We start from the raw sequence: 17,565 nt of genomic DNA, 5'->3' as shown, positions 1-17,565 counted from the left end.
AATAACATGCAACAACAAAAAAACTGGTCTGAATACTGGCAAAAAGAAGGCGAGGGCGGGGACGTCTTTGTCACCGCGGATGGCTCAAAACAGCTGCAGTTACAGGCGTTTTGGCAGAAGATTTTCGAACACCATAAACCCACAAGCGTGCTTGATATAGCGAGTGGTGCTGGCGCGGTTTTTTCAAACCTTGAGTCAACTGAGCAATACCACCTCGTGGCAACAGATATATCCGTTGACGCATTAGTCAGACAGCGTCAGCGCGTTGATGGTGTGCAGACCGTGGTCTGCGACGCGGCAAATATTTCACTGGGCAATGCGCAGTTTGACTTGGTCGTTAGTCAGTTCGGTATTGAATATGCGGGTCCTGAGGCGTTTTCAGAAACTGCACGGTTGTTAAAGCCTGCAGGCAGTCTGACACTACTGTGTCATTTCATGGGTGGCTATATTGTCAGTAGTGCGTTAAAGCAGGAGTTGGCGGGTGCTCAGCTATGTCAACAGACCGGGTTTATCGAAAAAGCGAAACAACTCGTTGTCGCAATGTCCACGGGCGAAAAGCGCACAGTGCATCAGGCAATGGATGTGTTTACAGAGGTTGAGCCAGTATTGGCAAAATATTGTGCGAAAGTTCCTGAGGGTATCCATTCGCACTTATATAACGGTTTCAAACAGCTGATGATCAAGCGTCAGCATTATGATCAGCAGGATATTATCAGTTGGCTTGAAAACGTGCAGGGAGAGGTTGATAAGTGTATCTTAAGGCTGTCAGAAATGTGTCAGGCTGCTCTCACACAGCAACACATCGATGACATAAAACAGAGATTAACCAATGCCGGCTTGCGTGATATTCAGGCTGAGCCGTTTTATTTGCCCAAATACCAATTACCCGTAGCTTGGCATATTCATGCCAAAGGCTCTAAAAAATAAACATGAACCTCTTACAACAAGGGCTTGCCGCCCACCAACAGAAAAACTATGACGTCGCCGAGTCATGCTATTTATCCTATCTCAAGCAGCGACCCCATGACTTTTCTGCATTGCAGCTGCTAGGTGCATTGCGCGCTGCACAAGGCAACGTAAAAGAGGCAATCACACTTTGCCGTAAGTCGCTAAAGATTCAACCGAAGCAGCCGAACGTGCACAACAATCTGGCAAATTATCTGAAACAGTCCGGGTTAACGGATGATGCACAGCAACATTATCGCGCCGCGCTTGCGCTTAAATCTGACTACCATGATGCGCGTAAAAACCTCATTAAATTACTTATCGAACAAAGCGCCTTTGATGTGGCGAACAAAGAGCTGGTCACTGCTCAAGCGGCTGGATTACCACAGGTAGACGTTGTACGCCTACAGGCACGCTGCTGCACCAGTGAAAATAAGCTAGACGAAGCGATTACACTGTATGAACGTGCCATACAACTTGGCGATAATCAGCCTCAGACCTGGCATGATCTGGCTTTGGCCTTACGCACCAACGGTCAACCCGCTAAAGCACTCGACTATTATCAGGCGCTGTTAAAAGCAGGCGTGAATGATTATGCCTTATTCCATAATGTCGCCAATGCGTATTCCGACCTTGGCAAATTAGAACAGGCCATTGGTTACTATCAACAGGCGATAGCGCTGCAGCCTCAATATGTTGATGCCCACATCAATTTGAGTGAACTGATGTGGGAGGTGGGAAAGCCAGAGCACATGTTTGATGAATTTCGCACCGCCATTGCACAATATCCCGATGACCTTGAACTCAGGGTTGCCTATATCGACAGGCTATTGAGGCTTAAACATCTTGATACAGCATGGCAGGAAATTCAGTCATTGGGCGCAAATTTTAGTCAGTTCACCGCATACCAGGACGTGCGAGCACGATTGTTAAAAGCGCGGGGTGAAATGGATAGCGCAGTACAGGCACATAAGCGAGTGCTTAATGCTGGCGACAGCACTGTGCAACAACGCACAAACGCAGCCGAAACCCTGATGCAGAACGGCAACTACACGGATGCACTCAGGGCGATTGAAGCACAGCTGTCAACAAACTCTCACGACCAGATGTTGTTATCGTTACGGGATCTGTGCTGGCGAGCGCTGGGCATGAATCATGACATTATTAACTCAGCCCATGATAATTTGGTGCGCGAATACTACATCGAGATACCGCCTGAATTCCCTTCTCGTGTAGCGTTTTGTAATACTCTGGCCGACTATTTAACATCCTTGCATACGGGGACGCAGCAACCGTTGCAACAAACACTGCACGGCGGCACGCAAACCCGAGGCAACCTGTTTGACAATCCGCACCCACTTATTCAACAAGTCATTGCGGCATTCAGGCAGTGTATTAATCGTTATATTGATGATATACAACACCTTGACGAACCTTACCCAGGCTTCAAACAAGTCAGTGATTATCGCTTTTCAGGCTCCTGGTCCGTGCGCCTGAAAAAGAGTGGTTATCATAACAACCATGTGCATCCCATGGGGTGGCTGAGCTCAGCGTTTTATGTGCAACTACCGTCCGTTACTGCCGGACAGGACCGCCAGGGTTGGTTTAAAGTAGGTGAACCTAATATTGCCCTCAACCCGCCTTTGCCTGCACTGCGATATGTGCAGCCTGAAGTGGGTAAACTAGTTCTCTTTCCGTCTTATATCTGGCATGGAACCCAGCCCTTTGACAGCGATGAAGTCCGCACAACCATTGCCTATGATGTAGAAAAAATCATCTAGGTGGTCTGATGACGTTAAATTACGTAACAATTATTAACCAATTGTTAAAAGCCGGCGGGGCGCAAGCTTGACAATTTAGCCGTATCCGTGTGACCATTCGGCGTTCACAGCGATAGCCCTGCTTGCTTTTCGCTGATTTCCATATACATATAACGTAAACGTTTTTTAAGCCCCTTGCCCTTGGAACTTTCTGCTGCGGTGAGGATTCAAAACTAAAATACTGGTTGGGAACTATGTCCAAAATGAGCAAGAGAACTCTTATTGCTTCTACCATGACAGCCGCATTGGCACTCGGTAGTAGTGCAGTCGTCTCTGCAGATCCGCTAAACGACCTACACAATGAAAGCGCCAAAACGCATGCTGATGCGAAGCGCTCTCAGCAAAAAATCAATTCTCTGTTTGAGCAGTCTCAAGAGTTGTTGGCTGAGTACCGCGCGGTTGTAGACGAGACAGAAAACCTGAAAGTCTACAACGACTATCTGCAGACCCTGGTTGAAGATCAGCAGCGTGGCATCGACTCTCTGCAGCGTCAAATTGACAACATTGAAGGCGTTAAGCGTGGTGTTGTTCCATTGATGTTCAGAATGATTGATGCGTTGGAAGAATTCATCCGTTTGGACGTTCCAATTAATTTGACTGAGCGTCTTGAAAGGGTTGAACGTCTTCGTGACATCATGGGCAACTCAAACGTGACTACGTCTGAGCAGTTCCGCCAGGTGATCGAAGCGTACCAAATCGAAAACGAGTACGGCACGAAGATCAGCGCTAACCAGGGCAAGCTGGAGATCAACGGTACTGAGGTAACGGTTGACTTCTTTAACCTTGGCCGTACGGCATTGCTGGCCCTGTCTCTGGACCAGGCGAATGCTTGGCGTTGGGACAACGGTGCACGTCAGTGGGAACCTCTGGGTGATGAATACGTGAGCTCGGTTGTTACCGCAGTCCGTATGGCACGTAACCAGGTACCTTTCGACCTGATCAAGCTACCTATTCCAGCAGCGGAGTAATCGTCAATGAAAAATATGCTAAAAACAGTATTGACCGCAGCTTCATTGTCTATTCTGGCGACTGCTGCGAATGCACAACAGGCTTCCAGCCTGCAAGAACTTCTGGACCAGGTTAAGAATAACCGCGTTTCTGAAGCTCGTATCAATCAACAGCGTGAAGCGGAATTCACATCTGCTCGCGCAGACAAACAAGCGCTTCTGCGTAAAGCACAAGCTGACTTGAAAGCTGAGCAAGACCGCGGTGACCGTCTGGCTAAAGCGTTCTCAGACAACGAAGTGAAGCTGGCTGAAAAAGAAGCAGAACTGCAGCAGGCAACCGGTACGCTAGGTGAAATGTTCGGTGTGGTTCGTCAGGCCTCTGCTGAAGCATACGGACGTATCTCTACGTCTATCGTCAGTGCAGAGTTCCCAGGGCGTGGTGAATTCCTGCAGCGTATGTCTGAAGAATCTAAAGGTCTGCCAAGCATTTCTGAGCTTGAAGATCTGTGGTTTGCATTGCAGACAGAAATGACCGAATCAGGTCGTATTTCTCGCTTCCAGGCTGAAGTTATTGACCTAACTGGCGGTACTGCAATGCAGGACGTTGTCCGTGTTGGTACGTTCAACCTGGTAGGTGAACAAGGTTACCTCATTTACGATGATCAGAACGAACAGATCCAGCCTCTGGGTCGTCAGCCTGATTCACACTTTGTCGCCTCTGCTGGCGATTTGCGTGGAGCGAACTCAGGAGTAGTGCCGTTCTATGTAGACCCTTCTCGTGGCGCCATCCTTGGTCTGTTGAAGCAAAAAGCGACAATGGCTGAGCGTTATCACGCAGGTGGTTATGTGGGTTATACCATCACCGGAATGCTCGCGATTGGTCTGTTGATTGGTTTCTATAAACTACTCACGCTGACTCTGGTAAGCGGTAAAATCCGTAGCCAGCTGAACAATACTGGCAACCCTTCAGACAGCAACCCTCTGGGTCGTATTCTTAAGGTCTATCATGAGAACAAAGGCGCAGATGCTGAAAACCTCGAATTGAAACTTGATGAAGCTATTCTGCGCGAATTGCCGCGCATTGAAGCGGGTATCAACATCATTAAGATTTTCGCAGCTATCGCCCCACTGCTTGGTCTGTTGGGTACGGTACTGGGTATGATCATGACGTTCCAGCAAATTACCCTGTTCGGTACGGGTGACCCTCGTCTGATGGCAGGTAGTATTTCAATGGCACTGGTAACGACTGCACAAGGTATTATCGCAGCACTACCGTTGATTCTGATGCACAGCATCGTGGCGTCGCGCAGCAAGTCTATTGTCCATATTCTGGACGAGCAGACTGCTGGTATCATCGCGTCACACGCTGAGACGGAGAAGGCTTAATATGCTATACCTGATAGAACTTTGGGAATCTGTCAGGGACTTTATCGCTACCGGTGGCGACGTCTTGTATGTCGTCGCTGCCGCGCTCTTCTTCATGTGGGTCTTGATGATAGAGCGCTACTGGTATCTGACGTCGGTGTTTCCAAAAATCCGCAAGAAAATTGTGGACGACTGGGACGCCCGCAAAGATACCACTTCATGGTACGCGCATAGGATCCGTGACGCATGGATTTCAGAGGCCTCAGTTGGCCTGTCAGCACGTATGTTGCTGATTAAAACCTTGGTCGCCATGTGTCCACTAATCGGCTTGCTTGGTACGGTCACTGGTATGATTTCAGTGTTTGAAACCATGGCAACACAAGGCACTGGTAATGCCCGATTAATGGCTGCTGGTATATCTATGGCAACGATCCCGACAATGGCGGGAATGGTTGCAGCCCTTTCAGGGGTATTCTTTAGTTCTCGCCTTGAAGCCAAGGTGAAAATTGCTAAAGAAAAGCTGGTTGATAGCCTGCCTCACCACTAGAGAGAGTAAAGTATGGCTCGTAAAAACAGAGAAGAAGGTGAAGACGCCACTATCGATATGACACCGATGCTGGACATCGTGTTCATCATGTTGATCTTCTTTATTGTAACGACCGTTTTTGTAAAAGAAGCCGGTATTCAGGTTAACAAGCCTGACGGTACCATGGCGGTTATGCACAAAAACGCGAACATCTTTGTGGCGATTACTGAAGACGGCAGCATCTGGATGGATAAGCGCGAAATCAAAGTAGACAGCGTCAGGGCAAATCTTGAGCGCCTTATGGCAGAGCAGCCTACTGATTACGTGATTATTCAGGCAGACACCAAGTCTAAGCACGGAATAGTGGTTGAGGTGATGGACCAGGTTAAAGCAGCCGGCATCGACCGCATTTCTGTCGCGGTAAGGAGTTAATTATGGTGCGTTTTATCATATCTATACTCGTTGGCGCTGCTATTGCATTCGGTTTGTTCGTGGTGATGGCGAAGCTCATCTCCAATTCAAACCGTCCTGCAGACGAAGTACCACCGACACCCGTTATTGATATCGTCATGGCGGAACCGGAAGACTCGACGCAGACACGTACACGTGTTCCACCACCACCACCACCACCACCACAGCAGCCACCTAAAATGCAGCCTTCTGAACCAGAAACTGCTGAACCTGATGCAGGCGGTGTAAACTTTAACATGCCTGCCGTCGATGTTGGTGGCGTAGGCGTTGATATTGGTGCGGTAGGCGCGATGCAACGCGATGGTGACGCTACACCCATCGTTCGTATTGAACCCCGCTACCCAATCGAAGCTGCTCGTGATGGTAAGGAAGGATGGGTGCGCCTGTCGTTCACTATCAATGAAGCGGGTGGTGTAGATGATGTTGAAGTTATTGATGCTGACCCCAAACGTATTTTCGACCGTGAAGCGAAGCGCGCACTGCGTAAGTGGAAGTACAAGCCGAAAATTGTTGATGGGAAGCCTCAGAAACAACCCGGTATGACCGTTCAACTTGATTTTAAATTGGACCAAGGATAATGAGTAGAATCGTAAAAAAAGTCGTTGCTGCGGCGACATTATCTGCGGCTACTTTACTGCCTTACCAGGCGTTTGCTCAGTCTGCAGCTGTGGTCTGTCCCGGCTACGAGAAGGGCAAAACGCAAATCGTTGGTGAGCGTGTTGGTCGAAAGGTTCAGACAGCATTCGAAGCCTATAACAATGATCAGATTGCAGAGTCAGTAGAAATTCTTAAGGACATTAACCCTAAGGGTGGATACGACAAAGCGTTCGTTGACCGTTTCTTGGGTAATATATTGGCGTCAATGGACGGCCGTGGTGAAGAGGCGTTCAATTACCTCACTTCTGCGGTGTCAGAGAATCTCTTAAATGATACTGACCAGGCGTCCACGCTAAGATTGCTTGGTGATCTGAGCATGCAGGAGAAGAAGTACACGGAAGCCATTAAATGGTATGACCAATGGATGACTTACACGTGTAAATCTGACCCTGATGTTTACACACGTATCACGCAGGCATATTACGAAACAGGTCAGTTGGACAAGATGGTTGAGCCAGCGGACAAAGCTATCGCACTTTATGAGGAGCCTAATAAGAACCCTTATGTGTTAAAGCTTACATCGTACTATGAGCGCAAGATGTATCCCCAGACGGTTGACGTTGCCGAGACACTTGTTAAGTTATTTCCGGATAACAAGCAGTGGTGGACTCAGTTAGGCTTCTTCTACATGCTGGTTGAAGATTTTGCGAAAGCCTTATCGACGTTTGAAATCTCGTACAATAATGGCTATTTGACCAAGGAATCTGAAATTAAGGCACTTGCTCAGCTCTACGCCACTATGGAAATTCCGCATAAATCAGCAATGATTCAGGAAAAGTACATGAAGGAAGGGTTGATTAAGCGTGATGAGGCGAGCTTAGCTGCACTAGCGAACACGCTACATCAGGCCCGAGATCATAAAAAAGCAGCCATGTACTATGGCGAAGCCGCGAAGGTAAGCTCTGACCCAGAACACTATCGCAAGCAAGGCGTGCTATTACTTGCCGCTGAAGACTATGATGGTGCTCAGGAAGCGTTGAAGAAGGCGCTGGAGCGTGGTGTGGAAGACGAAGGTCGTGTTCACATTGCGTTGATGGAAGCTTATTTCTATGACGGTGATTTCCGCAACGCCTACGTACACGTACGTGAAGCGAGAAAAGATCGTTCAACCCGGCAGAGTGCCAATGCCTGGGAGCCTTACATTAAAGAGAAGGCCAAGAACCGAGGCATTACCATCTAAACAAAAGGCTCCTGAGGGAGCCTTTTTTATTGGTCCACAAGCAGACTTTTTATAGACTGACGAATCTTTTCTGCTAACTGCTTCTTACCGGTGAATTGATAGCGACTCACCAATTCTGTGTCAGACCATTGCTGTAGTGAAAAGCGAGCCAATAGTAATGCGTCACTCTCCTCAATACTCTTCACTGACGCAGAACAATCTAATAGATAATTGGCTAAATCTACTTTTATGTTGTGCACAGGCCGATAGCCATGTATTGCATCACGTAATTTACCGATTACGTTATCCTCAAGAACAGCGTTTGATTTCATGTTGCGCATAAGAGCCAGAAGAAGCGATCCGTCAATGTGTCGTAGAGACGTTGAGCTGTAGTAAATCAGACTCTGATATCCATTTGCCTGCATCTTACAGATGATGTCTTGTGTATTGTCATTTATTGCTTTGGCTATCAAAAGATTATGCTCACCACTTGCGTTGTCTCGCTTGAGCCCAAGACGAAGCGGAACGAAATCATTGTTCGTCCAAAAGTTTAGTAAAGACGTCGTAATGCCAAATGAACTGGTTATCATGTCCAGGTCATGTGCACGACAGAAATCTCCTGCATAAGACAATAGATCTGTCGCGAATCCTTGGCGACGGTACTGCTCATTGACAGCAATGCGCACGACTCTGAGAACGCTTTTTGTTGCTACGTCAACGCGTGCAAGTTCACTCGCCATCATTTGCAGACTCAGGTGTCCACGTGCTCGTCGTTTCCCTGAAGCAACATCTGACGCAATATTCGCCAGTTGTTCATTTCCTTCTGTGACACACAGCATGACACCACACACCAGACGACCCTTTATTGTCACGAACAGAGTATGGTCGGGTGCATCTAAAATTCTTAGCAGATCGTCCGGAGATGTTTGGTAGTGCGCGTTGATAAGCAAGCCAAAGCACTGTTGTAGCAGAGTAGGGTGTTGTATCAACTCCGAGGGCGTGACGGTACGTGTACCATCAACAATGATGTTATCAAGACATGAATGCTCGGGCGCGTTCTGCAGGAAGATGCGTGACAGCAGGGTCTCAACTGGGTCGTCAATATACCAACGGATCGGCTGTGACAGCTGTAGCGTTTTTATATGTGTTGTCTGTTGTTCAAGAAAAGCCAGAAATTTAAGCACAAAGCCTCTGCCACTGCCTTCATAACCAACGGTGGTGGTACTAAAAATGACTCGGCAAAAGCGCTTGCTGAAGGTTTTAAGCTGCTGTTGTGTGAGCGCTGCAGCTTCATCGACCAATAAAATCGTGTCGTTCACTCTCGATGTGGTTTGCTGTTCACAATGCTCTAGTAATGCATCAGGAGCGACAAAACGAAGATGATGTTCTCCGCAGTCTACGCGGTTGGTCAGTCGGTTTGAATTGACACCCTGGCTGACAAGCGCGTCAAACAGCGCCTGCACCGACTGCCGGGACGGTGCTGTTATTACCACCTTAAAACATTGCAGAAGCTGCTCCGCAACCAACCCCAGTGCGTATGATTTTCCGCGGCCTCGCTCTGCCAGTAACACGCCGACCGCCTGTTTATAACGTTGTATATGAGCACTAAGCTGTCGTACCGCTTCTTTCTGCTCATTTGTTCTAAATGGCGCATCAGCAGGCTTGGGTATGTCAGGTGCGCCAGGTAGAGGAAGACGACAGGTATCGCGAGTGATAAAGGCTGTCATATCGTGTTGCGCTATATTACGCCATACCCATGTGACAAACTCGCTTCGCGGTTTAGCCTGTACACCGAAACTAAGAGACAGGTGACGATGCTGCAACGGCCACTCTTCCAATGCGGGCACCAGTAATACGAAAAGGCCACCGTGTCTGACTAAGCCGGCATAGCCAAGTAGTGCATTAGGCTTGATTTCATCAAAGGCATCAACAATAACGCAGTCACATTCCTGACCCAGATAATCGCTATATTGACGTTGCGACACCGTGTCTGAGTGAGCCGCATCCTCACTGACCAGAATGTGGCGTGAGGTCTGACTCTGTTTGAGGAAACTTCGCACGCAATCAGCATGCTCAGCCACCCATTTCCTGTCACCCGCAATTAACAGTAGCTGCCGATGCCCCTGGTGCTGGCTCCGGCGCTGCAACCACTGTGTCAATTCGCTGGTGTGGGATGTCATGTTTGTCGTTAGCTTATTTACTGACTCTTTGTGTACACTGTTATACTTAACAACTGACCGAAGATAAACCGGGTAATACTGATGCGCTTTCTTTCTCGCCGACTGGTTATGCCAGAAGATCTCAATTATGCAGGCTCACTTTTCGGTGGCCGCGCACTGGAATGGATCGATGAAGAGGCAGCGATATATGCAATCTGCCAATTAGAGAGCAATTGCCTGGTGACCAAACATATTGGTGAAATCAGCTTTGAAGCTCCAGCATTGCAGGGTGATGTAGTTGAGTTCGGACTCGCTACCAAGGCGGTAGGAAGAACGTCTATCACCGTGACCTGTCTGGTCCGAAATAAGGCCACCAAGCGAACTATCTGTCTTGCCGACGATATCGTATTCGTCAAAGTTGATCCACAGACGCGGGAGCCTGTTGCACATGGCAAAACAAAAGACTCGCTGGAAGCACAAACCAAAGAAGAGCTAAAGACACTTAACATGCTTTAACGTCGACTAGTCGTTTGCGATCAGCGTTTTGTAGTGCTGGTATTTACCGATTGAGCCGGTATTAATTTTTTGCCGGCTAGACAGCATGCTGAAATTCTTTGCTGCACTGTCACGCCTGTCTTTATCAAGGAAGTCAGGCTCAAAGCGTAACGATAATGCCGCAAAAATGGGTTCGATCGCCTGCGGTGACTGCACGAAGCGCTCATACTCAATATCGATGATGTTTACGCCCGCATGCCGCCACTGTTCAACGGCATCTTGATGCCAGGAAAGGTAATGTAGCGCATCATCATATCGTCTTGCGTAGTCAAATTGCGGATTAAAGTCCTGCATCAATATCGATAGGGCGGTATCAGGCAGCGAACGTGACACATTGATAAACAGGGCGTTTGGATAAATACGTGCCAGCAGACCGGCCACCACTATGTGATGGGGCGTCTTATCAACAAGGATACGATGCCCCTTTTCTATGTGGTTTCGCAGCCCATTAAGGTCTGCCAGTTTCAACTGGGCAAGCAGATCTGCCACCGCTGTTGATTGATTCTGTCCTTCAGCCAGTGGCAATAAATGCGGTAACAGCGCGCCTCTTTCTTCCAGCGAAAACACGTCCGGATGTGCGCACAGCACACTTTGAATAAGGGTCGATCCCGTGCGTGGCGCGCCAATAACATACACCGGCGAAAAGCCACTATCGGGGCGTTCAATATCTACGGTTTCATGATAAAGCCTGAGCGCTCCGTTTAACCATTGCGTATAGCGCTCGGGTCGGTATGAAGGCGGATTGTGATAGAGCGAATTGGCCAGTTGACACGATTGCCAAGCCTGTGGATAGTCGCCCTCAATATCATAAGCGTACGCCAGTGCGTAAGCCAGGTGACGCCGCTGCGGTAACGAGTAGCACTGCGCGTCTTCTGCGCTTTTACGTGCAGCCGCTTTATCGACATCAACACCCAGTCGTAAACCCAGTGCCATTAATTCAGGATCATTTACCAGCTCATCTGGTAGCGATGTCAGCATTTTCACAGCCTGGTCTTTCTCGCCCATTATCAAATGCAGGTTGATTTTATGGCGGGTCAGCAGCGCTGAAGCATTTACCGGTACTGACATAGTGTCTAACAGGGTCATGGCCTGTGCATAGTCTTGCTGCTGCATGGCAATATCGAATTGCAGCAGCATGTCATCGTCATTCCAGTGTTGTTTGTGTACGTCACTATGAATAACAGACGCTGCGTCTTGTAACTGGCCCATTTCAATCTGCAGGCGCGCCAGTGTGCGGCGATGCCTGGCAGAGGGACTATGTTTTACAAGACTATGTGCCAGAGGTAACGCCTCCGCCGGATTGCCTAACATAAGCAGCGCATCAATCAGGCTGCTTAGCACAACCGGGTGATCGCCCAGCATCTGTCGTGCTTTCTGTAAAAGCGGCAGGGCATTACCAGGCTGCTGATTGTCCAGCAGGGCTTTAGCATAGTTAAGCGTCCATTGAGGGTGTTCAGGCTCAAGGGTGACGGCTTTTTGCATGCATGCCAGCGCCTCCTGGGGCGCCCGACCACGAATGCAATGGCCATACAGAGACAAAGCTGCGGGATTATCAGGCTGCTGGTTCAGTACTTGTTTAAATAATGCTACAGCGTTTGACAGATCTTTTCGCTGCATAGCATCAACTGCGTTCTCTAGCAGATTTTCTATACGCGTCATGACGTTAGCAGTAAGTAAATTGGCGCATTGTACCGTAAACTAAAAAAATGTGTGGGGCGATGTAAGAAATGCTCACTTTTCCTCACCAATAGTACATAACCGTTTACGACAAAGAAGCAGGAGCTACGCCACATTGCCTTTAACTGCACAATGTCAGCAGCAATTTGAACAGTGGATGTCATCTCATCAGGGGCTGATTTATAAAGTCATTCGCGCCTATACGAGCACACGGGCGGATCAGGACGATTTGTATCAGGACATCGCTGCCCAGATATGGCGTTCAATGGCGAGCTTTAAAGGACAGTCAAAGGTGTCAACCTGGATGTATAAGGTCGCGCTATTTACTGCCATGAATTGGAGTAAGCAGCATCAAAAGCACGGTGTGGCTGACGACAATGTCGATCCGGTTGAGTTATCTGCGCCATCCTCAGGCAACGACAAGCTTGATTGGTTATATGCACAGTTGCACACACTTAACGAAGTCGATCGCTCAATATTGCTGCTCACGTTGGATGGTTTTGACTACGCCCAACTGGCGAACATTTTGGGCATGACGGCAAATGCGGTTGGCGTAAGACTGAATCGTATCAAGAAACGTCTGGCACAAAGCACGTAGGAGACAATGATGGATTTTAATCAGTTACAACAGGCATGGGATCAGCAGGACACCGGTGCTTCATTTGACTTTGATACCGCCGAATTAGACAGACAAGTCGCCAGACAGCAACGCAGAGCGCTGCGCACCACCACTTGCATGGAGCTCGGCTATATTGGATGTATGCTGGCACTTGGTGGCTTTGCTGTTATCGACGGGGTGGCCAATAAGCAATGGTATCAATTCGTCCCCGCTGCCCTGTTTGTGTTACTTGCGTTGTATATGTTGTTTGACAGAAAACGCAGGCATGCACTGATACACACCAGCACAGAAAGTGTGAAAGAGGATTTACAGGTCGCTATCCAAACCCTTGAACACCAGATAGCAAGACAGCGTCGCGCGTGGCTTTGGTTTGGCATGCCATTTGTAAGCGTCGCATTGTGGCAGGCAGGTTTTTCAGCAGCAGGCAAACCTTTATGGGTATACGCCCTGGCTATTGCTGCACTGGCCGGTCTAACCTGGCTGATGATAAAAGAAACAGAATGGAAGCTGATCCCACAGCGGGACAAACTTATCGCATTAGCACACTTACTTGAAGAGAGGTGTTAACAGGTCATAGCCATCCTGTTACACTCCATCCCCACCAAGGGGTGCTGCCCGAAAACGATGGCGGCTGAGACTCAGGCAATGAGAACCCTTTACCTGATCCGGATAATACCGGCGTAGGGATGGTTATTTATTTCCATTTTCTAGCCGCAAACCGGGTCTTTTCTATGTCTATGAAGAGATCCAATAATGAAGTACACCACGACTCTATTCGCTGCCGCACTGGTTGCACAGTCAAGCGTAAGTATTGCGCAAAATGAACCCATCGAACGCGTTGTCGTCACGTCAGATTTTCGCGCTGCCTCGATAGATGACATACCTTCCAGTATCAGCGTTATCTCTACCGGACAGATAGAGCAACGGGATGCTCAGCATCTGCAGGACATACTAAATCTGGCCGCAAACCTGAATTTCAGCACGGGCGCATCGCGAGGACGATTCGTGCAAATTCGGGGAATTGGAGAACGCAGCCAGTTTGCTGAGCCAATTAATCCGTCGGTCGCGTTTATCGTCGATGAATTGGATTTTTCAGGCACGCTGGGCATGGCCACTTTGTTTGATGCCGAGCAAATAGAAATACTACGCGGTCCTGTTGCCACAGAGTTCGGTGCCGGCGCGATGGCCGGAGCCATAAAACTGAAGACCGCAGAGCCTACCTCATCGGCAGCCGGACGGTTCGAAGCGGGTTGGGCACAATACAATACGTATGATGTTGGCGCTGCCTATGGCAATGGTATCAGTGAGAACTGGTCATTCAGAGCAGCATTGCATCAGCAGCGCAGTGATGGCTTCATACGTAATACCTTCCTCGAGCGCGACGATACCAATGGTATTGATGAGCTGACAGGGCGGCTCAAACTCCGATATCAGCCCCATGCTCGCTACACAATGGATATCAATCTACAACTGTTTGACAGTGACAACGGTTATGATGCGTTTTCACTGGATAATGACCGCAACACGCGCTCTGATGAACCCGGATTCGATCGACAGCAAACCCGTTCTGTGTCGCTAAAGTCAGTCAGTAATCTAGAGAATATCGACCTTGAAGTGATTGCTGGTGGCAGCCGAACTGAGCTTGAATACGGTTATGATGAAGACTGGACTTACGAGGGATTTCATCCGTTTGGTTACACCTCCACGGATGTTTATCTGCGTGACCGAGATCAACAAAGCCTTGATCTGAGGTTTTTGTCGAATGACAAGTCGGCACTGCTGTCAGGTGCTACCGACTGGACGCTGGGACTATATTATCAATCTATCGATGAAGATTTACTGCGACAGTACACATTTGCTGAAGGTGACTATCAGTACCGTTATGAGCCTACCAGTATCGCCGCATATTTGAATACAGACTCCCGTCTTTCAGAGCATTTGCGCCTGGCAATGGGGGTGCGCGTTGAACGTTTTGAGCAGGCGTTCAGTGATAATGCAGGTATTGATACACGTTTCGACGATACATATGTCGGTGGCAAACTGTCACTTTCTTACACTGAAGTACAGCGAACCTGGTATGCCACTATTGCCCGTGGCTATAAGGCGGGTGGCTTTAATCAGGACAACCGACTGCTGAATGACGATCGCTTTTTTCAGGCGGAGTACAACTGGAACTATGAACTGGGTGTAAAAGCGCGTTTCCCGACACACGACGCCGGGCTGCGAGTTGCGATGTTTTATATGGACAGGGATGATAGTCAGGTGAGCAGCTTTGCAGTGCAGCAACGCGAAGATGGCAGTGCATCGTTTATCGACTTTATTACCAATACCGATGTGGGCATCAATAAAGGTGTTGAAGTCGAATTCAGCTGGCAGGTTAACGATAACTGGCTACTTGGTGTGAACGCTGGCTGGCTTGACGCCAAAAACGCTGCTTATGATCTTGGCGATGGCACCCGTGTTGACGCGCGTCAGCAGGCGCAGGCCCCACGGTATACCATCTCAGCCTATTCTCATCTTGCTCTGACAGATTGGTTAAGCTGGTCGGTAAATATTGATGGCAAAGACAACTATTACTTCTCTGATGGACATGATGAACAGGCGCCATCATCGGTATTGGTGCACAGTTCAGTGGCCATTGACTGGCAGGAATGGCAGTGGCGTATATGGGTCAGAAATGTATTTAATGAAGAGTACTTTACCCGCGGTTTCGGTGGTTTTAGTAACGACCCCAGAGACGAGTACGCGTTTGCTGAACCTTATTACCAATTGGGTGATCCCCGGCAGGTTGGGGTCTCTTTACAGTATCAGTTTTAAACGGTGTGAACATGAAACTCGTAGCGGAAATCTCTCTGTATCCTCTAGCTGAAAACTACATAGGGCCCATCAAGGACTTTATCCATCGCTTAAACCAATACGACACTATCGATGTTATTACCACTGGCACAAGCACAACGGTGAGTGGTGAATATCAGCATGTATGGGAAATCCTTGGCAAAGAGATGCAGGCAACCCATCAGGAGGTAGGACAGGCGGTGTTGGTGTGTAAGTTTCTTAATGGCGACTGCATGGACTGACGTTGACGCATATGAACCTGTTTGAACAAATCTGGCAGCAGTTTGCCGGTCAGTCACTATTAGAACTGATGGCAGTGATACTGGCATTGATGTACGTCTGGCTGGCTGCTCGCAAAAACATGCTGTGTTGGCTTTGCGCATTTGTCAGCTCGACGATTTTTGCCATGCTGTTCTGGCAGTATGGACTGCCTTTCCAAAGTGCCTTAAACGTGTATTACGTCGTGATGGCCGTATATGGCTTCTGGCAATGGCAGCGACGGAACAGCGAAGAGACGTTTACTCGTCGTTTGAGCTGGCGTCTACATGGCTTGGTGATTATCGTGTTGGCATGTGCGGCGTGGCTCGTTGGCACGCTGGCGGCGCCATTTTTTACTGAGCAATGGATAATGCTGGATGCAGCGATTACCGTCTTCAGTGTCTTTACGACGGTACTGGTTGCGCACCGGGTGTGGGAAAATTGGCTATACTGGTTGGTCATTAACAGTGCCGCCGTGTGGCTTTATGCACAGACCGGTTTGTATCTAACCGCAATGCTGTTCGTGTGCTACATCGGCTTCTCCGTTTATGGTCTCATTCACTGGCGACAAGATATCAGGGAGTCTTAAGGAAAGGATGCAAACTCAAATACAATACATCGCCAGCCTGCCAATGTTCTCACAGCACGCAAAGATTGACGCTGTCCCCGCTGGCATTGTTAACGATGCATATAAAGTCACAGAAAATGATCAGACGTTTATGGTGAAGTTTTTGCCGCATAAAGATGTGGGACAGACGCCTCGCACAGACATTTTTGCCATGCAAAAAGAACTTGCCAAACGGGACCTGGCAGTTGAACCCGTTTATTACGACGACACTCAGGATATATGGGTTGAACACTGGTGCGTCCACCCTGTTTTTAGCGCCAGTGACGTTGTAGATGAAGATGGCATAATGCAATTAGCAAAGGTGTCGTCGACGCTGCATAATCTGAAGTTAGATGCGCCACAGATCGATATTGTCGGAGCATGGCGGCGTTATCTGGATAAAGTACCTCAGGCTCGCCGTGCAGAACTCAGCGTTCAGGTTGACGCATTTGAGGCTAAAATGCGACGTTATGCCACGCAGCATTTAGCCCTTTGTCATCACGATCTATCGATTGGGCACCTGACCCGACCCCCACATACCGTCATTTTTGACTGGGAATATGCAGGGGTCAATAATCGCTATTTTGACCTTGCCTCAACCATCCTGATCAATCAAATGAATGGTCAATGCGCAGAACAGTTTATCCAGCACTATGCCGCATATCATGGCGACGATGTCAGCGATGTGCGTAATCAGATTGCGCTGCTTGAACCTTGTGTATCCTTGACGTATTTATTATGGATGATGGCAGAACCACACCGGGCCTGATGGTCAGAATAGACGAATGATGCCGTGTTTGTGGAGAGTGAAAAGCACTTTACCTTTACCTTTGCTTCAGTATAATGCTGCCTGCTCTGCAGGGGTGTAGTTCGAATTGGTAGAACAGCGGTCTCCAAAACCGATGGTTGGGGGTTCGAGTCCCTCCACCCCTGCCACTTTTCTTTCGCCAGGTTGTTGGAAAACA

The 17,565-nt window shown here is 48.6% G+C and carries 17 protein-coding genes, 1 tRNA gene and 1 riboswitch; of the genes, 16 read left to right on the top strand and 2 right to left on the bottom strand.

From position 1 onward, the window contains the following. Positions 1–6 precede the first annotated feature (6 nt). The 8 genes from G441_RS0106210 to G441_RS0106175 all read left to right on the top strand — a co-directional run bounded on the left by G441_RS0106210 (position 7) and on the right by G441_RS0106175 (position 7,911). Complete coding sequence (locus tag G441_RS0106210) at positions 7–927, top strand: class I SAM-dependent methyltransferase (RefSeq protein WP_026375546.1); 921 nt, start codon at positions 7–9, stop codon at positions 925–927. A 2-nt stretch (positions 928–929) separates the two neighbouring features. Continuing rightward, the gene (locus G441_RS19215) at positions 930–2,726 is read left to right on the top strand and encodes a tetratricopeptide repeat protein (RefSeq protein ID WP_026375545.1); all 1,797 of its coding nucleotides are present in this window, start codon (positions 930–932) and stop codon (positions 2,724–2,726) included. 242 nt (positions 2,727–2,968) lie between these two features. After that, on the top strand, positions 2,969–3,733 hold the full coding sequence (locus tag G441_RS0106200) for a DUF3450 domain-containing protein (RefSeq protein ID WP_026375544.1): 765 nt from the start codon (positions 2,969–2,971) through the stop codon (positions 3,731–3,733). 6 nt (positions 3,734–3,739) lie between these two features. Continuing rightward, positions 3,740–5,098: a MotA/TolQ/ExbB proton channel family protein gene (locus tag G441_RS0106195; protein WP_026375543.1), complete on the top strand. Its 1,359-nt coding sequence runs from the start codon at positions 3,740–3,742 to the stop codon at positions 5,096–5,098. Position 5,099: 1 nt separating this feature from the next. Continuing rightward, positions 5,100–5,624: a MotA/TolQ/ExbB proton channel family protein gene (locus tag G441_RS0106190; protein ID WP_026375542.1), complete on the top strand. Its 525-nt coding sequence runs from the start codon at positions 5,100–5,102 to the stop codon at positions 5,622–5,624. 12 nt (positions 5,625–5,636) lie between these two features. Continuing rightward, positions 5,637–6,035, top strand: a complete 399-nt coding sequence (locus G441_RS0106185) for an ExbD/TolR family protein (RefSeq protein ID WP_026375541.1) — start codon at positions 5,637–5,639, stop codon at positions 6,033–6,035. A gap of 2 nt (positions 6,036–6,037) precedes the next feature. Then, positions 6,038–6,652: an energy transducer TonB gene (locus G441_RS0106180; protein WP_026375540.1), complete on the top strand. Its 615-nt coding sequence runs from the start codon at positions 6,038–6,040 to the stop codon at positions 6,650–6,652. Beyond that, a complete protein-coding gene (locus G441_RS0106175; RefSeq protein WP_026375539.1) occupies positions 6,652–7,911 on the top strand; it encodes a hypothetical protein in 1,260 nt (419 codons plus the stop codon). Before G441_RS0106180 ends, G441_RS0106175 begins: the two co-directional genes overlap by 1 nt. A 26-nt stretch (positions 7,912–7,937) precedes the next feature. Here the strand turns inward: G441_RS0106175 and G441_RS0106170 are convergent, their stop codons facing one another. Further along, positions 7,938–10,070, bottom strand: coding sequence for a tRNA(Met) cytidine acetyltransferase TmcA domain-containing protein (locus G441_RS0106170; RefSeq protein ID WP_026375538.1), 2,133 nt, complete (start codon positions 10,068–10,070; stop codon positions 7,938–7,940). 81 nt (positions 10,071–10,151) lie between these two features. Between G441_RS0106170 and G441_RS0106165 the strand changes: the two genes are divergently transcribed. Beyond that, entirely contained in the window at positions 10,152–10,565 is a 414-nt protein-coding gene (locus tag G441_RS0106165) for an acyl-CoA thioesterase (RefSeq protein ID WP_026375537.1), read from the top strand. Between the two features lie 6 nt (positions 10,566–10,571). Here the strand turns inward: G441_RS0106165 and G441_RS0106160 are convergent, their stop codons facing one another. Further along, the gene (locus G441_RS0106160) at positions 10,572–12,263 is read right to left on the bottom strand and encodes a tetratricopeptide repeat-containing sulfotransferase family protein (RefSeq protein ID WP_026375536.1); all 1,692 of its coding nucleotides are present in this window, start codon (positions 12,261–12,263) and stop codon (positions 10,572–10,574) included. 133 nt (positions 12,264–12,396) lie between these two features. Here G441_RS0106160 and G441_RS0106155 point away from each other — a divergent pair, with 133 nt between their 5' ends. The 7 genes from G441_RS0106155 (at position 12,397) to G441_RS0106125 (ending at position 17,536) form a co-directional block, all read left to right on the top strand. Then, positions 12,397–12,879, top strand: a complete 483-nt coding sequence (locus G441_RS0106155; protein WP_026375535.1) for an RNA polymerase sigma factor — start codon at positions 12,397–12,399, stop codon at positions 12,877–12,879. Positions 12,880–12,885: 6 nt separating this feature from the next. After that, positions 12,886–13,467 carry a hypothetical protein gene (locus G441_RS0106150; protein ID WP_026375534.1) on the top strand — a complete coding sequence of 194 codons (582 nt, stop codon included), beginning with the start codon at positions 12,886–12,888 and terminating at the stop codon, positions 13,465–13,467. 27 nt (positions 13,468–13,494) lie between these two features. Then, a riboswitch (TPP riboswitch) is annotated at positions 13,495–13,604 on the top strand. Positions 13,605–13,653: 49 nt separating this feature from the next. Then, positions 13,654–15,717, top strand: coding sequence for a TonB-dependent receptor (locus tag G441_RS0106145; RefSeq protein WP_026375533.1), 2,064 nt, complete (start codon positions 13,654–13,656; stop codon positions 15,715–15,717). Positions 15,718–15,728: 11 nt separating this feature from the next. Further along, complete coding sequence (locus G441_RS0106140; RefSeq protein WP_026375532.1) at positions 15,729–15,977, top strand: YkoF family thiamine/hydroxymethylpyrimidine-binding protein; 249 nt, start codon at positions 15,729–15,731, stop codon at positions 15,975–15,977. An 11-nt stretch (positions 15,978–15,988) separates the two neighbouring features. Continuing rightward, the gene (gene pnuC, locus G441_RS0106135) at positions 15,989–16,582 is read left to right on the top strand and encodes a nicotinamide riboside transporter PnuC (protein WP_034474637.1); all 594 of its coding nucleotides are present in this window, start codon (positions 15,989–15,991) and stop codon (positions 16,580–16,582) included. Between the two features lie 7 nt (positions 16,583–16,589). After that, positions 16,590–17,369 (top strand): phosphotransferase, encoded by a 780-nt coding sequence (locus G441_RS0106130; RefSeq protein ID WP_026375530.1) that lies wholly within the window; start codon positions 16,590–16,592, stop codon positions 17,367–17,369. A 90-nt stretch (positions 17,370–17,459) separates the two neighbouring features. After that, a tRNA-Trp gene (locus G441_RS0106125) sits at positions 17,460–17,536 on the top strand. Positions 17,537–17,565 lie beyond the last annotated feature (29 nt).

Source organism: Aestuariibacter salexigens DSM 15300 (assembly GCF_000429145.1).
Taxonomy (GTDB): Bacteria; Pseudomonadota; Gammaproteobacteria; order Enterobacterales; family Alteromonadaceae; genus Aestuariibacter; species Aestuariibacter salexigens.
Note: the sequence above shows the minus strand (reverse complement) of the source record. Positions and strands in the feature narration are given on the sequence as shown.